The 22,170-nt window shown below is 60.7% G+C and carries 17 protein-coding genes and 1 pseudogene; 17 read left to right on the top strand and 1 reads right to left on the bottom strand.

Annotation, left to right across the window (positions count from 1 at the left end; all coding sequences use genetic code 11):
* Positions 1-37 precede the first annotated feature (37 nt).
* The 8 genes and pseudogenes from JFT91_RS18505 (at position 38) to JFT91_RS18540 (ending at position 10,413) form a co-directional block, all read left to right on the top strand.
* Positions 38-1,693 (top strand): PqiB family protein, encoded by a 1,656-nt coding sequence (locus tag JFT91_RS18505; RefSeq protein ID WP_201233424.1) that lies wholly within the window; start codon positions 38-40, stop codon positions 1,691-1,693.
* A 16-nt stretch (positions 1,694-1,709) separates the two neighbouring features.
* A complete protein-coding gene (locus JFT91_RS18510; protein ID WP_201233425.1) occupies positions 1,710-2,261 on the top strand; it encodes a PqiC family protein in 552 nt (183 codons plus the stop codon).
* Positions 2,262-2,621: 360 nt separating this feature from the next.
* Positions 2,622-3,250 (top strand): annotated as a pseudogene (gene pmrG, locus JFT91_RS18515) (lipopolysaccharide core heptose(II)-phosphate phosphatase PmrG).
* Between the two features lie 55 nt (positions 3,251-3,305).
* Positions 3,306-5,021 (top strand): lipid IV(A) 4-amino-4-deoxy-L-arabinosyltransferase, encoded by a 1,716-nt coding sequence (arnT, locus tag JFT91_RS18520; RefSeq protein ID WP_201233426.1) that lies wholly within the window; start codon positions 3,306-3,308, stop codon positions 5,019-5,021.
* Positions 5,018-6,535 carry an ArnT family glycosyltransferase gene (locus JFT91_RS18525; RefSeq protein ID WP_201233427.1) on the top strand — a complete coding sequence of 506 codons (1,518 nt, stop codon included), beginning with the start codon at positions 5,018-5,020 and terminating at the stop codon, positions 6,533-6,535. Before arnT (JFT91_RS18520) ends, JFT91_RS18525 begins: the two co-directional genes overlap by 4 nt.
* A 210-nt stretch (positions 6,536-6,745) precedes the next feature.
* Complete coding sequence (locus tag JFT91_RS18530; RefSeq protein ID WP_201203704.1) at positions 6,746-7,759, top strand: iron ABC transporter substrate-binding protein; 1,014 nt, start codon at positions 6,746-6,748, stop codon at positions 7,757-7,759.
* Positions 7,760-9,358 carry an ABC transporter permease subunit gene (locus JFT91_RS18535; RefSeq protein WP_201233428.1) on the top strand — a complete coding sequence of 533 codons (1,599 nt, stop codon included), beginning with the start codon at positions 7,760-7,762 and terminating at the stop codon, positions 9,356-9,358.
* Positions 9,355-10,413 (top strand): ABC transporter ATP-binding protein, encoded by a 1,059-nt coding sequence (locus JFT91_RS18540; RefSeq protein WP_201233429.1) that lies wholly within the window; start codon positions 9,355-9,357, stop codon positions 10,411-10,413. The genes JFT91_RS18535 and JFT91_RS18540 overlap by 4 nt, the downstream gene beginning before the upstream one ends.
* On the opposite strand, the gene JFT91_RS18545 is transcribed toward JFT91_RS18540, so the two are convergent.
* Positions 10,414-11,304, bottom strand: coding sequence for a site-specific integrase (locus JFT91_RS18545; RefSeq protein WP_201226648.1), 891 nt, complete (start codon positions 11,302-11,304; stop codon positions 10,414-10,416). It abuts the gene before it with no gap.
* Between the two features lie 433 nt (positions 11,305-11,737).
* On the opposite strand from JFT91_RS18545, the gene arnB reads away from it, so the two are divergent.
* Genes arnB through JFT91_RS18590 form a run of 9 tightly spaced genes read left to right on the top strand, consistent with a single transcriptional unit; the run spans position 11,738 to position 22,136 of the window.
* Positions 11,738-12,886 carry a UDP-4-amino-4-deoxy-L-arabinose aminotransferase gene (gene arnB, locus JFT91_RS18550; RefSeq protein WP_201233430.1) on the top strand — a complete coding sequence of 383 codons (1,149 nt, stop codon included), beginning with the start codon at positions 11,738-11,740 and terminating at the stop codon, positions 12,884-12,886.
* Positions 12,883-13,905 (top strand): undecaprenyl-phosphate 4-deoxy-4-formamido-L-arabinose transferase, encoded by a 1,023-nt coding sequence (gene arnC / locus JFT91_RS18555; RefSeq protein WP_201225882.1) that lies wholly within the window; start codon positions 12,883-12,885, stop codon positions 13,903-13,905. Before arnB ends, arnC begins: the two co-directional genes overlap by 4 nt.
* Positions 13,902-15,893, top strand: a complete 1,992-nt coding sequence (gene arnA / locus JFT91_RS18560; RefSeq protein ID WP_201233431.1) for a bifunctional UDP-4-amino-4-deoxy-L-arabinose formyltransferase/UDP-glucuronic acid oxidase ArnA — start codon at positions 13,902-13,904, stop codon at positions 15,891-15,893. Before arnC ends, arnA begins: the two co-directional genes overlap by 4 nt.
* Positions 15,893-16,777, top strand: coding sequence for a 4-deoxy-4-formamido-L-arabinose-phosphoundecaprenol deformylase (arnD, locus tag JFT91_RS18565; protein ID WP_201233432.1), 885 nt, complete (start codon positions 15,893-15,895; stop codon positions 16,775-16,777). Before arnA ends, arnD begins: the two co-directional genes overlap by 1 nt.
* Complete coding sequence (gene arnT, locus JFT91_RS18570) at positions 16,774-18,426, top strand: lipid IV(A) 4-amino-4-deoxy-L-arabinosyltransferase (RefSeq protein ID WP_201233433.1); 1,653 nt, start codon at positions 16,774-16,776, stop codon at positions 18,424-18,426. The genes arnD and arnT (JFT91_RS18570) overlap by 4 nt, the downstream gene beginning before the upstream one ends.
* Positions 18,423-18,767 carry a 4-amino-4-deoxy-L-arabinose-phosphoundecaprenol flippase subunit ArnE gene (gene arnE / locus JFT91_RS18575; protein WP_201233434.1) on the top strand — a complete coding sequence of 115 codons (345 nt, stop codon included), beginning with the start codon at positions 18,423-18,425 and terminating at the stop codon, positions 18,765-18,767. Before arnT (JFT91_RS18570) ends, arnE begins: the two co-directional genes overlap by 4 nt.
* On the top strand, positions 18,764-19,168 hold the full coding sequence (arnF, locus tag JFT91_RS18580) for a 4-amino-4-deoxy-L-arabinose-phosphoundecaprenol flippase subunit ArnF (protein WP_201225887.1): 405 nt from the start codon (positions 18,764-18,766) through the stop codon (positions 19,166-19,168). Before arnE ends, arnF begins: the two co-directional genes overlap by 4 nt.
* Positions 19,165-20,544: a UDP-glucose dehydrogenase family protein gene (locus JFT91_RS18585; protein ID WP_201225888.1), complete on the top strand. Its 1,380-nt coding sequence runs from the start codon at positions 19,165-19,167 to the stop codon at positions 20,542-20,544. Before arnF ends, JFT91_RS18585 begins: the two co-directional genes overlap by 4 nt.
* Positions 20,517-22,136: an ArnT family glycosyltransferase gene (locus JFT91_RS18590; protein WP_201233435.1), complete on the top strand. Its 1,620-nt coding sequence runs from the start codon at positions 20,517-20,519 to the stop codon at positions 22,134-22,136. Before JFT91_RS18585 ends, JFT91_RS18590 begins: the two co-directional genes overlap by 28 nt.
* Positions 22,137-22,170 lie beyond the last annotated feature (34 nt).

The raw sequence follows: 22,170 nt of genomic DNA on the forward strand, positions 1-22,170 counted from the left end.
CTGACGCTCAGTGCCCCATCAATCGAGGAGGACATGGATGAAGTCGTCAGCCGCCGACGAGCCACGAGCACCGGGCCAGGCCCCGATCAAAACCCGCCGCTTTGGTATTTCACTCGTTTGGATCGTGCCGATTGTCGCCGTGCTGGTGGGCATCTCGCTGGTGGTGCACAACCTCCTGCAGGAAGGCCCGACCATCACCGTCAACTTCAAGACTGGCAGCGGTCTGACGGCGAACAAGACCGAGGTCAAGTACCGCAACGTGGTGATCGGCCAAGTCACGGATGTTGAACTGAGCGACGACCAGAAAAGCGTCAACGCCACGATCAAACTGGCCAAACAGGCCGAAACCTTCACCCGCGAAGATTCGCAGTTCTGGGTCGTGCGCCCACGGATCGGAGCCGGGGGCGTTTCCGGGATCGACACATTGCTTTCCGGCGATTACATCGGCGCCGACATCGGCCAGTCCAATGGCCGCGCCAAATACTTCAAAGGTCTGGAAAACCCGCCACCGATTACCTACGGCGAACCCGGAAAGCGTTTCATGCTGCACGCCCCGGACCTGGGCTCACTGGACATCGGCTCGCCGGTTTACTACCGCAAGATCCCGGTCGGCCAGGTCGTTACTTACGCCCTCGACCCGGATGGCAAGGGCGTCAATATCGAAGTGTTCATCCACGCGCCAAACGATGCCTTTGTCACCGAAAACACCCGTTTCTGGAACGCCAGCGGCATTGATATCAATGTCGGCGCCAACGGTTTTGCCGTGAAAACCGAGTCGTTATCGACCTTGCTGGTCGGCGGTATTGCCTTCCGTGCGCCGGACTACAGCCCCAACGACGTTGCCGCCGCCGACGACAAGGATTTCGATTTGTTCGCCGACCAGCAAACCGCCCTCGCCCCGCCCAACGGCAAGGCGCAATACCTGAGTTTGCGCTTCGATCAAGCCATGCGTGGGCTGAAGGTCGATGCCCCGGTCGAGTTCCTCGGCATGGAAATTGGTCGAGTGGTCGCAATCAATCTTGATTTCGACCCGCAAAAACGCAGTTTCCCGGTCAACGTCGGCATCGTCATCTATCCGCAGCGCCTCGGTCTGGCCTATAAAAAGATGCTCACCACCTTCAAGCACGATCCCAACGACGAAGCCGCCGGCATACGCCTGATGGGCACTTTCATCGACAATGGCCTGCGGGCCCAGGCCCGCAGCGGCAACCTGCTTACCGGGCAGCTGTACATCGCCCTGGACTTCTTCCCGAAAGCCGAAAAAGTGGCGTTTGATCCGACCCTGCGTCCGGTGGTGATCCCGACCGTTCCGGGCAGCCTCGAACAGTTGCAGGAAAAACTCGAAGCGGTGGTCGACAAGATCAACAAACTGCCGGTGGACCGCATCGCCAACAACCTCGACAGCAATCTGGTCGAACTGCGCAAAGGCCTGACCCAGTTCAACGCCAGAACCTTGCCCGGTGTGCAGAACACCCTTGCCGATGTCAGCAAGACATTGCAGTCCGCCAGCTCGACCCTGGCCGAAGACTCGCCGCAACGCGAGAAGCTCAACGAAACCCTCGACGAACTCGGACGCATGTCGCGCTCCCTGCGTGAACTCTCGGATTACCTCGGTCGCCACCCGGAATCGCTGATTCGCGGTCGCCCCGACAACGCGGCGCCACTGGATCTGAAAGGCCCGCCACGCAATTGAGCACAGGAGCTGAACCATGGCTTTACCGCTAAAGATCACCGTGCTCGCTGCGTGCATGCTGCTGGGCGCCTGCCGTAGCGACCCGATCAGCTTTCACACACTGACGCCGGTGCAACTGGGCAGCACCCGCGCTGGTGCGCAGATCCCGATTGAAGGCATCAGCGTGCCGCCGCAGGTCGACCGCCCGCAAATTGTCATCCGCCAAGGCAACAGCGGCCTGGCCATCCTGGAAACCCAATGGTGGGGCGCGAGTCTCGCCGATGAGTTGCGCAGTGCGCTGACCGATCAGCTGAGTAATACCAGCGGTCGCGGCAACGTCTCGGTGCGTATTGATGTGCAGCGCTTCGACTCGATCCCCGGCCAATACGCGCTGATCGATGCGAAATGGCGCTTGCGACCGCTGGGCGATGGCGACAACGGCCTGTTGACCTGCCGATCCACTCTGCAAACGCCATCAGGCCCGAGCATTGATGAGTTGGTCAGCGCCCAGCAGAACAACGTCAAGCGTCTGGCCGCGCTGATCAGTCAGGCGGCCGGCAACTCGCGCGGGTGTCCGCCAACGCCTTGAGCGTGCAATTAGCCTGGATACTGACGTCTTCAGGCTTGCGTGCGAGCATCATTCATTCATTCAGCTTTGACTCGACACTCGATGTTTGTTGAACCCACCCGCAAACAAAACTGCATTTGAGTTTGTTTATCAAATGTCCGCTTTAGTTGTGCCCGGTAACTTCCGGCAATATTTTCACATCTTCTTCACTGCCCCGCCACGCCCCCGAACGTAGTGTTCAGCCTGCATTCAACTCGGTCGTCGTAAAGTCGCTCACAGCCTGAGCCTTACGTTGCGCTGAATGAAATACCGAACATTCAAAGGGGCAGGATTGTGGCGCCGTTATTTCAATTAAAAACTTTATTCAGATCGCCGCGAACCCTGCGTTTGCGTTTGTTACTGGCGTTGGCTTGTGTGGGGTTCGTGGCCATTCTGGTCAGTGGTTTCGTGTTCTGGCCACGTTCACCAGCCGATCTGGATCACGCGAACAGCCGCGTCACCGCCGAATGGATGCAGGCCTGGCAAGTCGGCGAAGTGGTTGCACTGGTGCGCCATACCGAACGCTGCGATCGCTCCGAGAATACTTGCCTGGGGCCGGCCGATGGCATCACCCACGTCGGCAGCGTCGCGGCGGCGGCCGTTGGCCAGGGCTTTCAGCAATTGGGCATGCAGCAGGCTCAAGTGCTGAGCAGTCCGCTGACCCGAACCGCACAAACCGCGCAATACATGTTCGGTCAGGACGCCAGCACGCAAGACTGGCTGGCCACCTGCGGCCCAGTGCTGCGCGATGAAGTGATCGCACACAAAACTGCCGGGCAGAATCTGGTGCTGGTTACCCACAGTGGCTGCATCAGCGACTTTGAAAAGCAGACCGGTTTCCCCATGCGATTGCCGCCGAATACGGCAGCGTGTTGCTGGTGCGCATTGACAGCCATAAACAACTAAACGTACTGGGCATTATTAATGTGCCGTTCTGGAAGACATTAAATCTTGCCCATGCGCAGAACTAACACCATTCAATTCAACGCTTCACCCCCGACATTTCTTTCGCGCCAAGGTCCAGTCATGACGTCTGATAACAAACCGCTGCGCCACGCTGCCCGGCATTTATCGCCAGCCCCGTCGATAATCGAGCGCTGGGCCATCCCGGGGCTGATTTTCGCCTTCGTGCTGTTTTATCTGTTGCCACTGATGAGCCACGGTTTGTGGATCCCCGATGAAACCCGCTATGGCCAGATCAGCCAGGAAATGCTTCTGAGCGGCAACTGGGTTGCGCCGCACTTCATGGGCATTCGCTACTTCGAAAAACCGATTGCCGGTTACTGGATGATCGCCATCGGTCAGGCGATTTTCGGCGACAACCTGTTTGGCGTGCGCATCGCTTCGGCCCTGAGTACCGGCGCCAGCGTCTGGCTGACTTACCTGATGGCGCGGCGTTTGTGGAACAGCCCGCGCATCAGTGCCGCCTGCGCCTTGCTGTACATGAGTTTCGGCCTGATCGCCGGCCAGGCGGGTTATGCCAACCTCGATCCGCAGTTCACCTTGTGGGTCAACCTCAGTCTGGTCGCGGTGTGGTTTGCCATCGACAGTCCTACAACGCGCGCACGGCTGGGCAGTTGGGCCATGTTGGGCGCGGCGTGCGGCATGGGCCTGATGACCAAAGGGTTTCTCGCGCTGTTGCTGCCGGTACTGATCGCCGTGCCCTACATGATCTGGCAGCGGCGCTTCGGCGAATTGCTGCGTTACGGCCCCGTCGCCGTACTGGTCGCGGCGCTGGTGAGCGTACCGTGGGCGCTGGCCGTGCATTATCGCGAGCCGGACTTCTGGCGGTTTTTCTTCTGGCATGAACACATTCGCCGGTTTGCCGCGGGCGACGATGCCCAGCATGCACGACCATGGTGGTTCTATCTGCCGTTGTTGTTCGCCTCGACGTTGCCGTGGGCGATGTTGCTGCCCGCGGCGCTGGTCCGCACCTGGCGCGAAAAACGTCAGCCGAAAATCGCCTTCCTGGCGCTGTGGTTTCTGCTGCCGCTGGCGTTTTTCAGCCTGAGCAGCGGCAAGTTGCCAACCTACATAATGCCGTGCCTGCTGCCGCTGGCCCTATTGATGGGGCACACCGTGGTCAGTTGGCTGGAGCAACGCAACACCCGGGTTTTACGCCTCAACGGCATCATCAACACGGTGCTGGCGAGTGTCGCGCTGGCTGCCCTTATCTATCTGCAAGCCAGCAAAGATATCTACGAAAACACCGAGATGTTCAGCCTGTCACTGGTGTTTATCGTGCTGATCGGCTGGATCATCGCCAACGCCCTGCAAGTCATGCGGCCACTGACGTTGTGGGCGATGCCAGCGCTCGGCATCGGTTTGTTGATCGCGTTGCTGCCGGCAGCGATGCCAGCGCAGATCGTCGACAGCAAAATGCCAGACCAGTTTATTGCCGAACATCAGCAGGCGTTGAGCGAAACCTCCTCGCTGCTGAGCAATGACCTGGGCGCTGCCTCGGCACTGGCGTGGCGCTTGAAGCGGCCACAAGTGGACTTGTACAACACCGTGGGCGAACTGAAGTACGGCCTCGACGATCCGGCGATGGCTGCACGCAAAGTCGGCATGGACGATGTCGGGCAATGGATGACCGAAGCCCGCAAGAAAGGCTCGGTCGGTGTGCTGATGCGCGTCAACAGTACCCAGGAGGCCCAAGAGCTTGAGTTGCTGCCGGTGGACGGCAAGCACTACCAGCGTGGCAACCTGCAAATCTACATTTTTGCCAAGAGCCAGCCATGACCGCGAAGGCAAATGAGCGCAAGGCGTTATTGCTTCTGCTGGCCGCCACTGCCCTGATGCTGTTGTTCGGGCTGGGCAGTCGCGAACTCTGGGGCGCAGAAACCCGCTGGGCCAACATCGCATTGCAGATGCTGCAAAGCAGCGACTATTTCGATCCTTATCTCAAGGGCGGGCCTTATTACGACAAACCCTTGCTGTCGTATTGGCTGATTACCGCCAGCGCTTGGCTGACGGGCGGTCTGGGGCCGTGGTCGCTGCGTTTGTCTTCGGTCATCGCCGCGTGGTTGAGCGTGTGGCTGGTGTATTTGCTCGGCGAGCAGCTGTTTCGCAAAGGCACTGGGCTGGTTGCCGGCTGGATGCTGGCGACGACCTTCTATTTCGTCTTCTGGGCACGGGTTGCGACGGCGGACATCCTCACCGTGTGCGGCGTGCTCGCGGCCGTCTGGTGGTATTGGCGCGGGCCAGACGACACCCGGCTCGGACGCTATGTGGTGTTCTTCGGATTGCTGTCGCTGACCTCACTGTTCAAAGGCCTCATCGGTTTTATCTTGCCGGGGCTGGTGTTGCTGCCCCACCTGCTCCATGACGGCCGCTGGAAACGCCACCTCAATCTGCGCCTGTGCATGGCGCTGCTGATTGCCGGGGCGTTTTACATGCTGCCGTTCCTGCTGTCCCACCTGTATGGCGCGCCGAACTACGGGGAGAGCGGCCTGGGACTGGTGCTGCGGGAAAACGTCGTGCGGTTTTTCCAGCCATTCGACAACATCGGGCCGATTTACACCTACTTGCTGTACTTACCGATTTACACCTTGCCTTGGGCCCCGTGCTGGTTGATTGCATTGTGGGTCGCGATAAAAAACTGGCGGCAGATCGAACCGAATACCCGCTGGCTGATTCAGGGACTTGCCCTGCTGTTGATCTTCTTCACCGCCAGCGGCAGCCGTCGCAGCTATTACGTGCTGCCATTGGTGCCGTTCGCGCAATTGCTCGGCGCCTGGTGGATCACGCGACGCATGGCCCTGCGCAACGTCGAAGGGCGCGGACTGACAATCGGCTTCGCTATCGCCACCGCTGTATTGGTTGGCGTACTCGGCGTGCTGTATCCCTGGACGAACAGCGGTGGCGGCGTGATCCGCTTTGGCGAAACCGTGCGCGAACAAGCCAGCAGACAGGCACCGCTGGATCAGTGGCGCATGGTCATGGTCGAGGTCGACAACAAAGTGCCGATGTACCTGCAAACCGGCGGTGCGCCTTTCTATTACGTGGCAGAAACCGCGGACTTCCCGCGCACCGGCAACAGCGCGGCGATGATCGCCTGGCTCGAACGCACCAGCGGCCAGCCGTGGAATCCGCAGCGCACCATCATCGTCGCTCAATACCGCAAGGGTGACCCGCTGCCGCTCGACTACCTCAGCGCCGACCACCAGGTCATCACCACCACCGCCACTCGCGGCGAACAAGTCTTCCATGGCCGCGAAGACCAGAGCGTCGCCTACCTCCCCAATCCCTCCTGAAAGCATGACGCTGGATGACGCACGGCAATCGTGCGTCGCCGAGTCGCTGCTAATCTGAATGGCAATGACATGTATTAACGGTTTGTTTGACGTTTTTTTCTCATTTGCTTCTCTACATTGCCGGCGGCCCAACATATGCAAATCATTCGCATTGAGGTCCGCGCGCGAATGCCTGCACATAACGTCTGAAAAATCAGGAGCGTTCTCGACATGAATCCACTGTTTCCGTCCTTTCTGAAGCGCGCGTTGCTGGCCACTGCCCTGCTCGCTGCCGGTCAGGCCTTTGCGGCCGACAGCGTTGGCCTGGTGGTCTACAACGCCCAGCACGAAAGCCTGACCAAGGCCTGGGTGGCCGGGTTTACCGAAGAAACCGGCATCCCGGTGACGATCCGCAATGGCGATGACACCGAGATGGGCAACCAACTGGTGCAGGAAGGCGCGGCATCACCGGCGGACGTGTTTCTCACCGAAAACTCACCGGCCATGGTCTTGGTCGACAACGCCAAGCTGTTTGCCCCGATCGCCCCGGCGACTCTGGAACAAGTCGATTCGGCCTACCGCCCGGCCCACGGCCAATGGGTCGGCATCGCCGCCCGCTCCACCGTGTTCGTCTACAACCCGGCCAAACTGGCTGAAAAAGACCTGCCAAAATCCTTGCTCGACCTTGCCAGACCCGAATGGAAAGGTCGCTGGGCCGCCTCCCCGGCAGGTGCTGATTTTCAGGCCATCGTCGCTGCCGTGCTGGAGCAGAAAGGCGAAGCCGCCACCCTCGACTGGCTCAAAGCAATGAAGACCAACGCCACCGTGTATCGCGGCAACAGCGCGGTGCTCAAAGCGGTGAACGCCGGGCAGATCGACAGCGGCGTGATCTACCACTATTACAGCTTCGTCGATCAGTCCAAGACCGGCGAAAACAGCAACAACACCAAACTGCACTACTTCAAGCATCAGGACCCGGGCGCGTTTGTCAGCACCTCGGGCGCCGGCGTGCTGGCCTCCAGCAAACACCTGCAGGAAGCGCAGGCATTCGTCAAATACATCACCGGTAAAGAAGGCCAGGAAATACTCCACAGCGGCACATCCTTTGAGTACGCCGTTGGCAAGGACGCGCAGTCCAATCCGCAACTGGTGCCCCTCAAAGACCTCGATGCGCCGAAAGTCGATGCGTCAAAACTCGACAGCAAAAAAGCCGTCGAGCTGATGACCCAGGCCGGAATCCTGTAAGTGCTCCCGGAAAACTTGCCGGCGCAAGTTGCTGCGGCCTCATCCGCCCACCTGCCCCGCAGCGCCCGCTCCCTCACAGGGCGCGGGCGCTCGTGGGTGGTGGCGTTGGCGATCAGCGTTTCACTGTTGTCGCTGCTGCCGATCGCATTTGTGATCGGTGTGTCGTGGGCCACCGGCTGGCCGACCATCGAAGCCTTGGTATTTCGCCCGCGGGTCGCAGAGTTGCTGATCAACACCGTGCTGTTGGTGCTGTTCACCCTGCCCCTGTGCATCGTGCTCGGCACCACGCTGGCGTGGCTGACCGAACGCACCAACCTGCCCGGCCGGCGCTGGTGGTCATTACTGGCCGTGGCGCCGCTGGCGGTGCCGGCGTTCGTCCACAGTTATGCATGGGTCAGTCTGATTCCCTCGATTCACGGTTTGCCGGCCGGTGTGCTGGTGTCGGTGATCGCCTATTTTCCGTTTCTCTATCTGCCGATTGCGGCGACCTTGCGGCGTCTCGATCCGGCCATCGAGGATGTCGCCGAATCCCTTGGCCTGAAGCCCTGGGCGGTGTTTTTCCGGGTGGTGTTGCCACAGTTGCGCCTGGCCATCTGTGGCGGTGCGCTGCTGGTGGGGTTACATCTGCTGGCCGAATACGGCCTCTACGCGATGATTCGCTTCGACACCTTCACCACGGCGATTTTCGATCAGTTCAAATCGACCTTCAACGGCCCGGCCGCGAACATGCTCGCCGGTGTATTAGCGTTGTGTTGTCTGGCGATGCTCACCGTCGAGTCCGCCGCCCGTGGCAAGGCACGGTATGCCCGCGTCGGCTCTGGCAGCGCTCGCGAACAACGCACCGTGCTGTTAGGCAAAGGCACCGTCGCCCTCGGCCTGAGCCTGCAAACCCTGACCTGTCTACTGGCCCTCGGCGTGCCGTTGCTGACGCTCGGCCGCTGGCTGATCGCTGGTGGCCTCGACGTCTGGGAAGGTGGCGAGCTCTTGCCTGCGTTGCTGCAAACCCTGTCGTTCGGCGTGGCTGGCGCGTTGTTGACCAGCCTGGCGGCAATTCCGATTGCGTGGCTGTCGATTCGTGCGCCGGGTAAATTGCAGCGCGTGCTGGAAGGCTGCAACTACATCACCAGTTCATTGCCGGGGATTGTCGTGGCGCTGGCATTGGTCACCGTGACCATCCACTACGCCCGGCCGATCTACCAGACGACCATCACCGTGCTGTTGGCTTATTTGCTGATGTTCCTGCCGCGCGCGCTGGTCAGCCTGCGCGCCGGTTTCGCCCAGGCACCGGTCGAACTGGAGAACATCGCGCAAAGCCTCGGCCGCTCGCCGCTGCGCGCGTTGTGGCTGATCACTTTGCGTTTGGCCGCACCGGGGGCTGCTGCGGGTGCAGCGCTGGTGTTTCTGGCGATCACCAATGAATTGACCGCGACCTTGCTGCTCGCCCCCAACGGTACGCGCACCCTCGCTACCGGCTTCTGGGCCATGACCAGCGAAATCGATTACGCCGCCGCCGCGCCTTATGCGCTGTTGATGGTTCTGCTTTCGCTGCCGCTGACGGCCATTCTCTATCACCAATCCAGGCGCACCGCTGGCCGATGAACGCACTCGAACTGATTTCCCTGAGCAAATCCTTTGGCGCACAGAAAGCGCTGGATAACATCTGCCTGACCGTCCCGACCGGTAGCCGCACGGTCATCGTCGGCCCCTCTGGTTCCGGCAAAACCACGCTGTTGCGGATGATCGCCGGTTTCGAATTTCCCGATGCCGGCAGCCTGACCCTCAACGGTCAGGTGCTAGTCGACAACAGCCATGCGGTGCCCGCCTATCAACGGCAAATCGGCTACGTGCCGCAGGACGGCGCACTGTTTCCGCACATGACCGTTGCCGCCAATATCGGCTTCGGGCTGGCACTGACGGGCACAGCGCGGACCGAGCGCATTGCGCAGTTGATGGACAGCGTTGCGCTGGACGCCAACATGGCGAGTCGCTGGCCGCATGAACTTTCCGGCGGCCAGCAGCAGCGGGTTGCGCTCGCCCGGGCGTTGGCTCAGCAGCCACGATTGATGCTGCTCGATGAACCGTTTTCCGCGCTCGACACCGGCCTGCGCAGCGCCATGCGCAAAATGGTCGCACGGCTGCTCGAAGGCGCTGGCGTGACCACCATTCTGGTGACCCACGATCAGGGCGAGGCGTTGTCGTTTGCCGACCAACTGGCGGTCATGCGTGCCGGGCGGCTGGTGCAATCGGGGCATCCGATGGACCTCTATCGCTACCCGGACGACGAACAGACCGCGCACTTCCTCGGTGAAGCCGTGGTGATGCCTGCCCACATCGAATCCGGCGTGGCTCACTGTGACCTCGGCCCGGTGCCGGTGAACAGCAACGGCTTTATCGGCGATGCGCAGATCATGCTGCGCCCCGAGCAACTGCAAGTGTCCGACGCAGTGATCGGCACCCAAGGCTGTCACGCCGTGGTCACTGAACGCGACTTCGCCGGCAACACCTGCACACTGACGGTCGAACTCTGCTCAGCCACCCAGCAGCGCTCAGGCCGTTCGCTGCTGGTGCGCAGCTCCGGCATGCACGCGCCATCGGCCGGCAGCGCTGTGCAGCTATCGGTGCTCGGCGCCGCCCATGTATTGGATATGCCCTGATCAGAGATCGAAACGATCCACCGCACGCCGCCGCTCGTTGTCGTCCCGCACATCGTAGTTGGCGGTGGTCTGGATATTGCTGTGGTGCGCCAGCTTCTGCGCGATCGACAGATCGTGCTCTTCGATGACCCGCGTGATGAACGAACGACGGAAGTCGTGGGGCATGATCTTCACCCCGACCTGTGTACCGCGCTGGCGAGCGATGTAGTAGATCGCGTGCTTGGTGATGCGCTCACGGGTGATATGGCTACCGCGACGAATGCGGTTGAACAGAAACCCATCGTCACTCTCGCCTTCCTTGAGCTGCGAACGACGCAGTTCCAGCCAGGCATCGAGTTTGGCGAAGGCCCAGGCGGGCGCGTACTTGATCAGTTGCTTGTTGCCCTTGCCAGTGACGGTCAGGCTGCGTTCGCGGAAGTCGACCTGATCCAGATCCAGGTCCACTGACTCCGACTTGCGCATCCCGGTGCCATACAGCAGCGCAATCACCGCAGCGTCGCGCAGCCCTTGCGGTCGCGGGTCAGCGGCGCAGACTTCCATCAGCTCGTGAATCAGCGTGCGCTTCAGATTGCGTCCTTGCGACAGGCGTGTCCCGGCAATGCCTTTCACCGAGCGCATCTTCAACAGGTGATCCTGACTGATCAGGCTCATGCGCCAGGCTTCGTTCATGACCCCGCGTACCGCATTGACATACAGCGAAGAAGTATTCGGCGCGTAATTGTCTTCGCGTAAAGCGGCGACCAAGGCGACAACATCTTCAGGTTGTAATGCATGCCAGGGAATGTCCTCGACATTCATGTCTTCAAAACCGAGGCGGTCGGCAGCGTCTTGCAAGACATAACGCATGGTCAGTTGGCTGGAAGGCGCCAGGCGCGCCAGATACAGCGTCATCGGATTGGTTTTGCGGGTTTCCTGCGGGACAGCGGACAAGTCAGTCAAACGTAAAGGCCTTGAGTAAAAACAATTCAACACAACAACTAACAACTGCAACATTCCCCGTCTAAAGGGAATACTTCTGTAGGACTTTTCTACTAAGAATGACGATAAGCGGTAGAAGTCTGAACAGCGGCTGTATGAGTTTCAGATAAACGATTCGCCGACCGGTTTTTCATGTTCCTTTCACAAAAACGGGCATAACCTTAATTCCAACAGATTCCGTGTCGGCCCTGCCCAAACTGCCGCGCGAAGCCACAAAAGTCAACCAACCCCCGACGGTAAGTCTTCTCGGCAACTTATTGATGCAAGGCTGTTTTTTGCGTCTACGCTGAAGCTGGACCCTGTTTAAAGAGTTGGTTTTCTTCTGATTGTTTGTGATGAGGTGTCCATGAGTCAGGCGTTTCTCCCCTTCTCTCGCCCCAGTATCGGCGAAGAAGAAATTGCAGCCGTAGAACAAGTACTGCGTTCCGGCTGGATCACCACCGGGCCAAAAAACCAGGCACTCGAAGAACAATTCGCGCAGTACGTTGGCTGCCGGCATGCCGTGGCACTTTCTTCGGCCACCGGTGGCATGCACATCGCCCTGTTGGCATTGGGCATTGGTCCGGGCGATGAAGTCATTACTCCTTCGCAAACCTGGGTTTCGACCGCCAACATGATCTCGCTGCTCGGCGCCAAACCGGTGTTTGTCGACGTCGACCGCGACACCCTGATGACCGACGCCGGGCGCATCGAAGCCGCGATCACCCCGCGCACAAAAGCGATCATCCCGGTGCATTACGCCGGTGCCGCGTTTGATCTCGACCCGCTGTATGCGCTGGCCGACAAGCACGGCATCGCGGTGATCGAAGACGCCGCCCACGCCGCCGGCACCCGTTACAAGGGTCGCCACGTCGGATCGCAGGGCACGGCAATCTTTTCCTTTCACGCGATCAAGAACATGACCTGTGCCGAAGGCGCGATGTTCGTCACCGACGACGAAGCCCTGGCCAGTCGCGTACGCATGCTCAAGTTTCATGGCCTGGGCGTTGACGCCTACGATCGCCTGACCGGTGGCCGCAAGCCGCAGGCACAGGTAATGGAGCCCGGTTTCAAATACAACCTCGCCGACATCAACGCCGCGATCGCACTGGTGCAACTGGAACGTCTGGAGGCGATCAACGCCCGCCGCACTGAACTGGCCAGCGCCTACCGGCAAAAACTCGAAGGCCTGCCGGTACAACCGCTGGCTGTGCCGGACTACGCGCAACAGCACGCCTGGCACCTGTTCATCCTGCGCATCGACAGCGAGCGCTGCGGCATGGACCGCGAAGCCTTCATGAAAGGCTTGCAGGACCAAGGCATCGGCACCGGTATCCATTTCATCGCCACCCACCTGCACACCTGGTACCGCCAGCGTGATCCCGACCTGTATCTGCCCAACACCGAATGGAACTCGGCGCGGCTGTGCTCGATTCCGTTGTTCCCCGACATGACCGATCAAGACCTTGATCGCGTGGTCGGGGCCATCGCCAACCTTATGGACAAACGCCCGTGAAACCTTACCCAATCCGCTGCGTGTCGATCGTCATCCCGGTCTACAACGAACAGGACAGTCTGCCGGAACTGCTGCGCCGCACCGAAGCGGCGTGCCGGATGCTGCGTCACGACTTCGAGATCGTCCTGGTCGATGACGGCAGCCGTGATGAGTCCGCCAACCTGCTGGAGGAAGCCGCCAGCCGTGAAGACAGCCCGTTCGTGGCGGTCATCCTCAACCGCAACTACGGTCAGCACGCGGCAATCATGGCCGGTTTCGAGCAATGCAAGGGCGACGTGGTGATTACCCTCGACGCCGACCTGCAGAACCCGCCGGAAGAAATCCCGCGGCTGGTCGCTGAAGCCGAAAAGGGCTACGACGTCGTCGGCACCGTGCGCGGCAACCGTCAGGATTCAGCGCTGCGTCGTTATCCGTCGAAACTGATCAACCTCGCGGTGCAGCGCTCTACCGGCGTCGCCATGAGCGACTACGGCTGCATGCTCCGCGCCTATCGCCGCACCATCATCGACGCGATGCTTGCTTGCCGCGAACGCAGCACATTCATCCCGATTCTGGCCAACAGCTTCGCCCGCCATACCACCGAAATCGTCGTGACCCACGCCGAGCGTGAACACGGTGATTCGAAATACAGCCCGATGCGTTTGATCAACCTGATGTTCGACTTGATCACCTGCATGACCACCACGCCGCTGCGTCTGTTGAGCATCGTCGGTTTCACCATGGCCGGGCTCGGTCTGTTGTTTGCCTTTGCGCTGATCGTCATGCGCCTGGCCTTTGGTTCCGGCTGGGCCGGTGACGGCATGTTCGTGCTGTTCGCCGTGCTGTTCGTGTTCACCGGCGGCCAGTTCATCGGCATGGGCCTGCTCGGCGAATACCTGGGACGCATGTACAGCGATGTGCGCGCCCGCCCGCGTTTCTTCATTGAAAAAGTGCTGCGCAGCCACGCCGTTACCCCGGCGCCTGCCGTCACTGTTGATGGTCTCTCCTCTTCCTCTACTTCCGGTCAGGTTCACTCATGAGTGCAAAAACTGTTGTCTTCGCTTACCACGATATTGGCTGCGCCGGCATTGAAGCCCTGCTCGACAGCGGCTATGACATTGCAGCCGTGTTCACTCACGCGGATGACCCGAAAGAAAACGCTTTCTACGCCTCTGTGGCACAACTGTGTGCCAACAAGGGCATCCCCGTGCACGCGCCGGAAGACGCCAACCACCCACTGTGGATCGAGCGCATCGCCAAACTCGACCCTGATTACATTTTCTCGTTCTACTACCGCAACCTGCTGAGCGAGCCACTGCTGGCACTGGCCAAAAAAGGCGCGTTCAACCTGCACGGCTCGCTGCTGCCACGCTACCGTGGCCGCGCCCCGGCCAATTGGGTGCTGGTCAACGGTGAAACCGAAACGGGTGTCACCCTGCACCGCATGGTCAAGCGCGCCGACGCTGGCGGCATCGTTGCCCAGCAACGTGTTGCCATCGAGCGCAGCGACACCGGTTTGACCCTGCACGCCAAGCTGCGCACCGCCGCCGCCGACCTGCTGCGCGACACGTTGCCCGCCATGCTCCAGGGCAAGATCAGCGAAACCGCACAGGACGAATCGAAAGCCACGGTCTTTGGCCGTCGCTCAGCGGCAGACGGCAAGTTGGTCTGGGCCAAACCGGCCGAAGAACTGTTCAACCTGGTGCGCGCCGTGACGCGTCCTTACCCTGGCGCCTTCTGCGCCGTGGGCGAGCACAAGTTGATCGTCTGGAGCGCCGAAGTCGTCCAAGGCAACGACGGTCAGGCGCCGGGCCGCGTGATCAGTGTCGATCCGCTGCGCATCGCCTGCGGGCAAGACTCACTGGTGATCAACGCCGGTCAGCGCAACGATAACGGTCTGTACCTCAGTGGCCCGCAACTGGCCAGCGAACTGGGCCTGGTTGACGGCTCGCTGCTGCGCGGCGCCGAGTCCGGTCGTGCGCCACGTCGCACTCGCGTGCTGATCCTCGGCGTCAACGGCTTCATCGGCAACCACCTGTCCGAGCGCCTGCTGCGTGACGACCGCTACGAAGTCTACGGTCTGGACATTGGTTGCGATGCGATCGAGCGTCTGCGCAGCCACCCGAACTTCCACTTCGTCGAAGGCGACATCAGCATTCACTCGGAGTGGATCGAGTACCACATCAAGAAGTGCGACGTGGTGCTGCCGCTGGTGGCCATCGCCACGCCAATCGAATACACCCGCAACCCGCTGCGCGTATTCGAACTCGACTTCGAGGAAAACCTCAAGCTGGTGCGCTACTGCGTCAAATACAACAAGCGCGTGATCTTCCCGTCGACCTCGGAAGTCTATGGCATGTGCCAGGACAAGAACTTCGACGAAGACAGCTCGAACCTGATCGTTGGCCCGATCAACAAACAGCGCTGGATCTACTCGGTGTCCAAGCAATTGCTCGACCGCGTGATCTGGGCGTACGGCGCCAAGGGCCTGAACTTCACCCTGTTCCGCCCCTTCAACTGGATGGGCCCGCGTCTGGACCGTCTGGACTCGGCGCGTATCGGCAGCTCCCGCGCGATCACACAGTTGATCCTCAACCTGGTGGAAGGCACGCCGATTCGTCTGTTCGACGGTGGCGAGCAGAAGCGTTGCTTCACTGACATCGCTGACGGCGTTGAAGCACTGGCGCGCATCATCGATAACGACAACGACGTCTGCAACGGCCAGATCATCAACATCGGCAACCCGGACAACGAAGCCAGCATCCGTCAGCTGGGCGAAGAGCTGCTGCGTCAGTTCGAAGCTCACCCGTTGCGCAGCAACTTCCCGCCGTTCGCCGGTTTCCGCGACGTCGAGAGCAAGGCGTTCTACGGTGCCGGCTATCAGGATGTCGAGCATCGCAAACCAAGCATTGCCAACGCCAAGCGCCTGCTCGACTGGACGCCGACCGTGGAAATGCGCGAGACCATCGGCAACACGCTCGACTTCTTCCTGCGTGAAGCCATGCTCGAAATCGCGGACAAGCGTTGATGCAGGCCGGTCTACGCATCGACGTCGACACCTTTCGCGGCACCCGTGAAGGTGTGCCGCGTTTGCTGGAAATGCTCGACGAGGCGCAGATCAAGGCAACGTTTTTCTTCAGTGTCGGCCCGGACAACATGGGCCGGCATCTGTGGCGCCTGATCCGCCCGCAGTTTCTCTGGAAAATGCTCCGCTCCAATGCTGCCGGCCTGTATGGCTGGGATATTTTGCTGGCCGGCACGGCGTGGCCGGGCAAACCGATTGGCCGCGAACTCGGGCACCTGATGCGTCAGGCCCGCGACGCCGGTCATGAGGTTGGCCTGCACGCCTGGGATCACCACGGCTGGCAGGCCAATGCCGGGCGCTGGAGCGAAGCGCAACTGGTCGAGCAGATCCGTCAGGGCGTCGACACCTTGAGCGACATTCTTGGCGAGAAAATCACCTGTTCGGCCGCTGCTGGCTGGCGTGCCGACGAGCGCGTGATCGAGGCTAAACAGGCGTTCGGCTTTCGCTACAACAGCGATTGCCGAGGCTCGCGCCTGTTCCGCCCGTTGTTGGCTGACGGTACGCCGGGCACGCCGCAGATTCCCGTCGACCTGCCGACCTTCGACGAAGTCGTCGGCCCCACCGTCGCGGCGCCGGATTTCAACGCCTTTATCCTCGACCGGTTTCGCCCGGAAAAACTCAACGTCTACACCATCCACGCCGAAGTAGAAGGGATTCTGATGGCTCAGGATTTTCGCCAATTACTGGCCGATGCACGCCAGCGCAACATTGAGTTCACCCCGCTGGGTGACTTGCTGCCCGAGTTCTTCAACACCTTGCCCGTAGGTCGCGTACAACGCGGCGCTCTCGATGGCCGCGAAGGCTGGCTGGGAGTGCAAGGCGCATGACTAAACGCTGGACATTGCCGCTGCTGTTGTTGGGCATCTGTCTGCTGGCTTACTGGCTGCCGCTGGGTAGCCATGGCCTGTGGATTCCCGACGAAACCCGTTACGCACAGATCAGCCAGGACATGCTGCTGAGCGGCAACTGGGTATCGCCGCATTTCATGAGCCTGCGTTATTTCGAGAAGCCGATTGCCGGCTACTGGATGATCGCGCTGGGCCAGCAATTGTTTGGGCAGAACCTGTTCGGCGTGCGTTTCGCTTCGGCGCTGAGCACGGGGCTGAGCGTGTTGCTGTGCTATCTGATCGCCCGGCGCTTGTGGCAAGACCCACGCAAAAGCTTCGTCTGCGCCCTGCTCTACATGAGTTTCACGATTGTTGCCGGTCAGGCCGGCTACGCCAACCTCGATCCGCAATTCACCTTCTGGGTCAATCTCAGTCTGGTGGCGCTGTGGTTTGCCGTCGACAGCCAGACCAGCGGCAAACGCATGGCTGGCTGGGCTGTGCTCGGGCTGGCGTGCGGCATGGGTTTCATGACCAAGGGGTTTCTCGCCTGGCTGCTGCCGGTGCTGATCGCCTTGCCGTGGATGCTCTGGCAAAAACGCTGGCGTGAGCTGCTGATGTACGGCCCGGTCGCTATTGCCGTGGCGATCGTCATCAGCCTGCCGTGGGTGTTGTCAGTGCACGCGCAGGAACCTGACTATTGGCGGTTCTTCTTCTGGCATGAGCACATCCGCCGCTTTGCCGGTGACGATGCCCAGCACGATGCGCCGTGGTGGTTCTACTTGCCGCTGCTGGTGGCTTTCAGCCTGCCGTGGGTTGGTTTGATGCCGACCGCGTTCAAACAGGCGTGGCAGACCCGCGCCCAGCCCAAAGTGGTATTTGTGTTGCTGTGGCTGCTGATGCCGCTGCTGTTTTTCAGCCTGAGCAACGGCAAGCTGCCGACCTACATCCTGCCCTGCCTGCTGCCGATGTCGCTGTTGCTGGGCAGTGCCCTCGCCGACCGTTTGCGTCTGGAGCAAGGTCGTGCGCTGAGCGTCAATGGCCTGCTCAATCTGTTGCTGGGCGTGGTCACGCTGATTGCGCTGGTGTACCTGCAATTGACCAAACCGGTATACGACCACGAACTGCACAGCATGGTGCTGGTGTTCATTGCCCTGATCGGGTGGATCATCGCCAACCTGCTGCAAGCCTTCCTGCCGCTGCAATGCTGGGCGGCACCGGCCTTCGGCAGTCTGTTGCTGATTGCCGTGCTGCCGGCGGCACTGCCCAAATCGGTGGTCGCCAACAAGATGCCGGATCAGTTCATCAAGCATCACGTCAGCGAACTGGCGCAAACCACGCACCTGCTGAGCAACGATCTGGGCGCGGCGGCGGCGTTGTCCTGGCGCCTGCATCGCCCGCAAGTCGCGTTATACAACACGATAGGCGAATTGAAATATGGCCTTGCCTATCCTGACGGCATTCAACAGCGGGTCGATCCCGATCAAGTGCAACAGTGGATGCGCGAGGCGCGCCGCAGTGGTTCGGTCGGCGTGGTGATGCGCGTCAAGGGGCAAGACGAACTGGACGAAATCGACAGACTGCCAAAGGACGGCATCCGTTACGAACAGGGCAACCTGGTGATCATGATTTTGCCCAAGGAGGCGTCATGAGCCTGTTGCTGCTGTTGGCCGCGTGCCTGCTGACGTGCCTGGGTCAGGTCGCTCAAAAATACGCCGTGGAGAGCTGGCGCGGTGTTGACTCTTCATGGGCCGACAAACTGCGTTCGCCATGGTTGTGGGTGGCGCTGGTCGCCCTCGGCTGCGGCTTGCTGGTGTGGTTGCTGGTCCTGCAGCGCCTGGAAGTCGGCATCGCCTACCCGATGCTCAGCCTCAACTTTGTGCTGATCACCCTGATTGCGCGTTTCGTCTTCCGTGAACCCATCGACCGCCAGCATTGGCTGGGTGTCGCCTTGGTGATCGGCGGTGTGGTTCTGCTGGGGCAACAGTCATGAACCCGCGTCGCGGCATCACGTTCGCCCTGGGCAGCGTTTTCCTCGTCAGCGCGGCGCAACTGGGCATGCGCTGGAGCATGACGCGCCTGCCCGTGCCGGACCAATGGCTGCTCGTCGACAGCATCGACTGGCGTGCGCTGGCCGTTGTCGTCGCAGCCATTATTGCCTACGCCCTGTCGATGCTCTGCTGGCTCGCCGCCCTGCGCGATCTGCCGCTGGGCCGCGCGTATTCGCTGCTGAGCATCAGCTATGCGCTGGTGTACCTGCTGGCGGCCAGTCTGCCGCTGTTCAACGAATCCTTCAGTTTCACTAAATCACTCGGCGTGGCGCTGGTCATGCTCGGGGTCATCACCATCAACACTCGTCCGGCTCGTGCGCCCGAATTCAGGAGTGCTCCATGAAAATCACAGTATTTGGCAGCGGTTACGTCGGTCTGGTGCAAGCGGCTGTGTTGGCCGAGGTCGGCCATGATGTCGTCTGCATGGACGTCGACCAGAAGAAGGTCGATCTGTTGCGTCAGGGTCACGTCAGCATCTTCGAACCGGGGCTGTCCAGCCTGGTGCGCGAAGGGCTGGATTCGAAACGCCTGCACTTCACCACTGATGAGAAACTCGCCGTGCAGCACGGTCGGGTGGCGTTCATTGCAGTCGGCACACCGTCGCGTGAAGACGGTTCGGCCGATCTGCGTTACGTGCTCTCGGTCGGCGACGCCATCGCTCGTCATCGCGAACAGCCGCTGATTCTGGTGGAAAAATCCACGGTACCGGTGGGCACCGGTGACTCCCTGCGCGCGCACATCGAAAAAGCCCTGATCAAGGTCGGCCGCTTGCTGCAATTCGATATCGTCTCCAACCCGGAGTTTCTCAAGGAAGGCTCGGCGGTTGCCGATTGCCGCCGTCCGGATCGCATCGTCATTGGCTGCGAGGGCGATGAAGTGCGCGACGTCATGCGCGACCTGTACTCGCCGTTCAACCGCAACCACGACCGCATCATGTTCATGGACCTGCGCAGCGCCGAGCTGACCAAATACGCCGCCAACTGCATGCTGGCGACCAAAATCAGCTTCATCAACCAGATCGCCGAGCTCGCCGAGCACCTCGGCGCCGACATCGAATCGGTGCGCCAGGGCATCGGCGCCGACACGCGCATCGGTTACCACTTCATCTATCCAGGCTGCGGTTATGGCGGTTCGTGCTTCCCCAAAGACATGCGCGCGCTGATCCACAGCGCTGAAGAGGTGCATTGCTCCAGCGATTTGCTGCAAGCGGTCGAGGCGATCAACCAGCGGCAGAAACACAAGCTGTTCGAGCGTATCAACGCGTTCTACAAAGGCGATTTGCGCGGCAAGACCTTTGCCTTGTGGGGCCTGGCGTTCAAGCCCAACACCGATGACATGCGCGACGCGCCGAGCCGGGTGCTGCTGGAGGAATTGTGGGCGGCCGGCGCCAGCGTGCGTGCGTTCGACCCGGAAGCCATGCAGGAAACCCAGAATCTCTACCCGGACGAATCGAAACTGATGCTGATGGGCACCCCCGAATCGGTGTTGCCCGGTGCTGACGCCTTGATCATTTGCACTGAATGGCAACAGTTCAAAGCGCCTGATTTCGACTTGATCAAACAGCGCCTCAACACCCCGGTGATCTTCGACGGGCGTAACCTCTATGACGCCGAGCGCCTGGAACGCAACGGTTTCCATTACTTCCCTATGGGCCGTGGCGAATCGCGCAAACTGCCGATTACGCTGCAACAATGGCCGCACGCGTCCGACGTCGCTTGATCACGTTATCGCCTGACATTCGCCGGCAGTCCCTGATCGCAGGGCTGCTGGCGTTTTTATTGTTCATGGCCGGGGTCTACGGGCAGGCCCCTATCGGTTTCGATTCACGCTTTGTGCTGTTCGCGCAGGAAATGCTGCGCCACGGGCCAACGGTGTTTCCGAGCACTTATGGACAGCCGTATGCCGATTACTCGGCGTTGTCGACGTTGTTTATCTGGCTGCTGTCATTGCCGTTCGGGGCCGTCAATGCGTTCACCGCATGGGCACCGAGCGCCATCGCCGGCGCGCTGATCGTGACGTTGATGTATCGGCTGTTGGCACCGTATTCGCGGCGCTGGGCGCTGATCAGCATCGCGCTGTTGCTGCTCACCAGCACGTTCCTCACCGAAGTCCGCGCGGTGTCGCAGGACTTGATGCTCGCAGCGGTCGCATTCGCGGTGTTCTATCTGGGCTATGCCCACGATCACTTTGCGGGCGGACGCCGTGGGTGGTTGATCTTCGTGTTGCTGTTGCTCGGTTTCGGCATTCGCGGACCCATTGGTCTGGTGGTGCCGACCGGCATGCTGTGCAGTTATTACTTGCTCAATCGACAGTGGCCGCGATTGCTGGTGTTTGGCGTGCTGGCGTCGGTGTTACTCGCGGCATGCGTCGGGCTGTTGTTGTGGCTGGCGCAACTGAGCGGTGGCCCGGCATTCATGCAGGACGTGATCCGCATGCAGTTCATGGGGCGCATGGACGGCAGCGAAGGCGTCAGCGGCTCGCTGTATTACTTCACCAGTTCGCTGGGCAACTATGCGCTGGCGTATCCATTGGCTTTGCTGGCATTGGCAGCCGCGTGGTTGAGCAAACCGCATCAGCGGGGGCCGGCGTTGCGGCTGGTGCAGTATTGCGCGGCGGCGGGACTGATCGTGATGGTTGGCCTGTCGATTCCGCAGGCGAAGAAAGCGCGGTATTTGCTGCCGATGTTGCCCATGGCGGCGATCATTGCGGCGTATCCCTTTCAGGTTCTCCACGGTTGGGTGTTCCGTTGGCTGCGCGGTTTGATGTTGGCGGTGTGGCTGCTGACACCGGGGTTACTGCTGGTGGCTCTGCTGGTCGCGCGGCGTCGGTTCCCCGAGCAATTGACCGACATCACGCTGATTTTGCTGGTGCTCGGCGTGCTGCAACTGGCGGCGCTCTCGCGGTTGTTGATCCCGCGTTGGCGTGCCGAAGTGCTGGCGCTGTGTTCGGTGCTGGCGTTATGGACGGTGTATGCGGCGGTGTTCGAACCTGTGGAACAGCGCCTCTATAACACGCAGACTTTCAGCCGCGCCGCCTTCGCGCAGGTTATCCAAAACCCTGCGCCGTTGGTGCTGCACGGTATGGGCAAGGACGCGAAAGCGATCAAATTCATGGTCAACATCGAGCAGGATCTGCAACCGCAGTTCACCGACTCGGTGCAGCAACTGGAAGCCCTCAAGGGCCCGACGTGGCTGATGATGGATCGTAACGACTTCCAGGCCTTGAAAGGTACGCCACTGGAAACCCTGCAACCGCTGGTGAGCGGCCGTTTCGATAAAAACGACTACGTATTGCTGTGGCTGAAACCGTAATCTGTCGGGCTTTGCTCGACAGGATTCGTCCCGA

The sequence above is a fragment of the Pseudomonas sp. TH08 genome (assembly GCF_016651275.1).
Lineage (GTDB): Bacteria > Pseudomonadota > Gammaproteobacteria > Pseudomonadales > Pseudomonadaceae > Aquipseudomonas.

What these genes read in the sequence shown, in the direction of transcription:
- JFT91_RS18505 (WP_201233424.1), top strand. Translation starts at nt 38, where the DNA reads ATGAAGTCGTCAGCCGCCGACGAGCCACGAGCACCGGGCCAGGCCCCG.
- JFT91_RS18510 (WP_201233425.1), top strand. Translation starts at nt 1,710, where the DNA reads ATGGCTTTACCGCTAAAGATCACCGTGCTCGCTGCGTGCATGCTGCTG.
- arnT (WP_201233426.1), top strand. Translation starts at nt 3,306, where the DNA reads ATGACGTCTGATAACAAACCGCTGCGCCACGCTGCCCGGCATTTATCG.
- JFT91_RS18525 (WP_201233427.1), top strand. Translation starts at nt 5,018, where the DNA reads ATGACCGCGAAGGCAAATGAGCGCAAGGCGTTATTGCTTCTGCTGGCC.
- JFT91_RS18530 (WP_201203704.1), top strand. Translation starts at nt 6,746, where the DNA reads ATGAATCCACTGTTTCCGTCCTTTCTGAAGCGCGCGTTGCTGGCCACT.
- JFT91_RS18540 (WP_201233429.1), top strand. Translation starts at nt 9,355, where the DNA reads ATGAACGCACTCGAACTGATTTCCCTGAGCAAATCCTTTGGCGCACAG.
- JFT91_RS18545 (WP_201226648.1), bottom strand. Translation starts at nt 11,304, where the DNA reads ATGACGCTGTATCTGGCGCGCCTGGCGCCTTCCAGCCAACTGACCATG.
- arnB (WP_201233430.1), top strand. Translation starts at nt 11,738, where the DNA reads ATGAGTCAGGCGTTTCTCCCCTTCTCTCGCCCCAGTATCGGCGAAGAA.
- arnA (WP_201233431.1), top strand. Translation starts at nt 13,902, where the DNA reads ATGAGTGCAAAAACTGTTGTCTTCGCTTACCACGATATTGGCTGCGCC.
- arnD (WP_201233432.1), top strand. Translation starts at nt 15,893, where the DNA reads ATGCAGGCCGGTCTACGCATCGACGTCGACACCTTTCGCGGCACCCGT.
- arnT (WP_201233433.1), top strand. Translation starts at nt 16,774, where the DNA reads ATGACTAAACGCTGGACATTGCCGCTGCTGTTGTTGGGCATCTGTCTG.
- arnE (WP_201233434.1), top strand. Translation starts at nt 18,423, where the DNA reads ATGAGCCTGTTGCTGCTGTTGGCCGCGTGCCTGCTGACGTGCCTGGGT.
- arnF (WP_201225887.1), top strand. Translation starts at nt 18,764, where the DNA reads ATGAACCCGCGTCGCGGCATCACGTTCGCCCTGGGCAGCGTTTTCCTC.
- JFT91_RS18585 (WP_201225888.1), top strand. Translation starts at nt 19,165, where the DNA reads ATGAAAATCACAGTATTTGGCAGCGGTTACGTCGGTCTGGTGCAAGCG.
- JFT91_RS18590 (WP_201233435.1), top strand. Translation starts at nt 20,517, where the DNA reads ATGGCCGCACGCGTCCGACGTCGCTTGATCACGTTATCGCCTGACATT.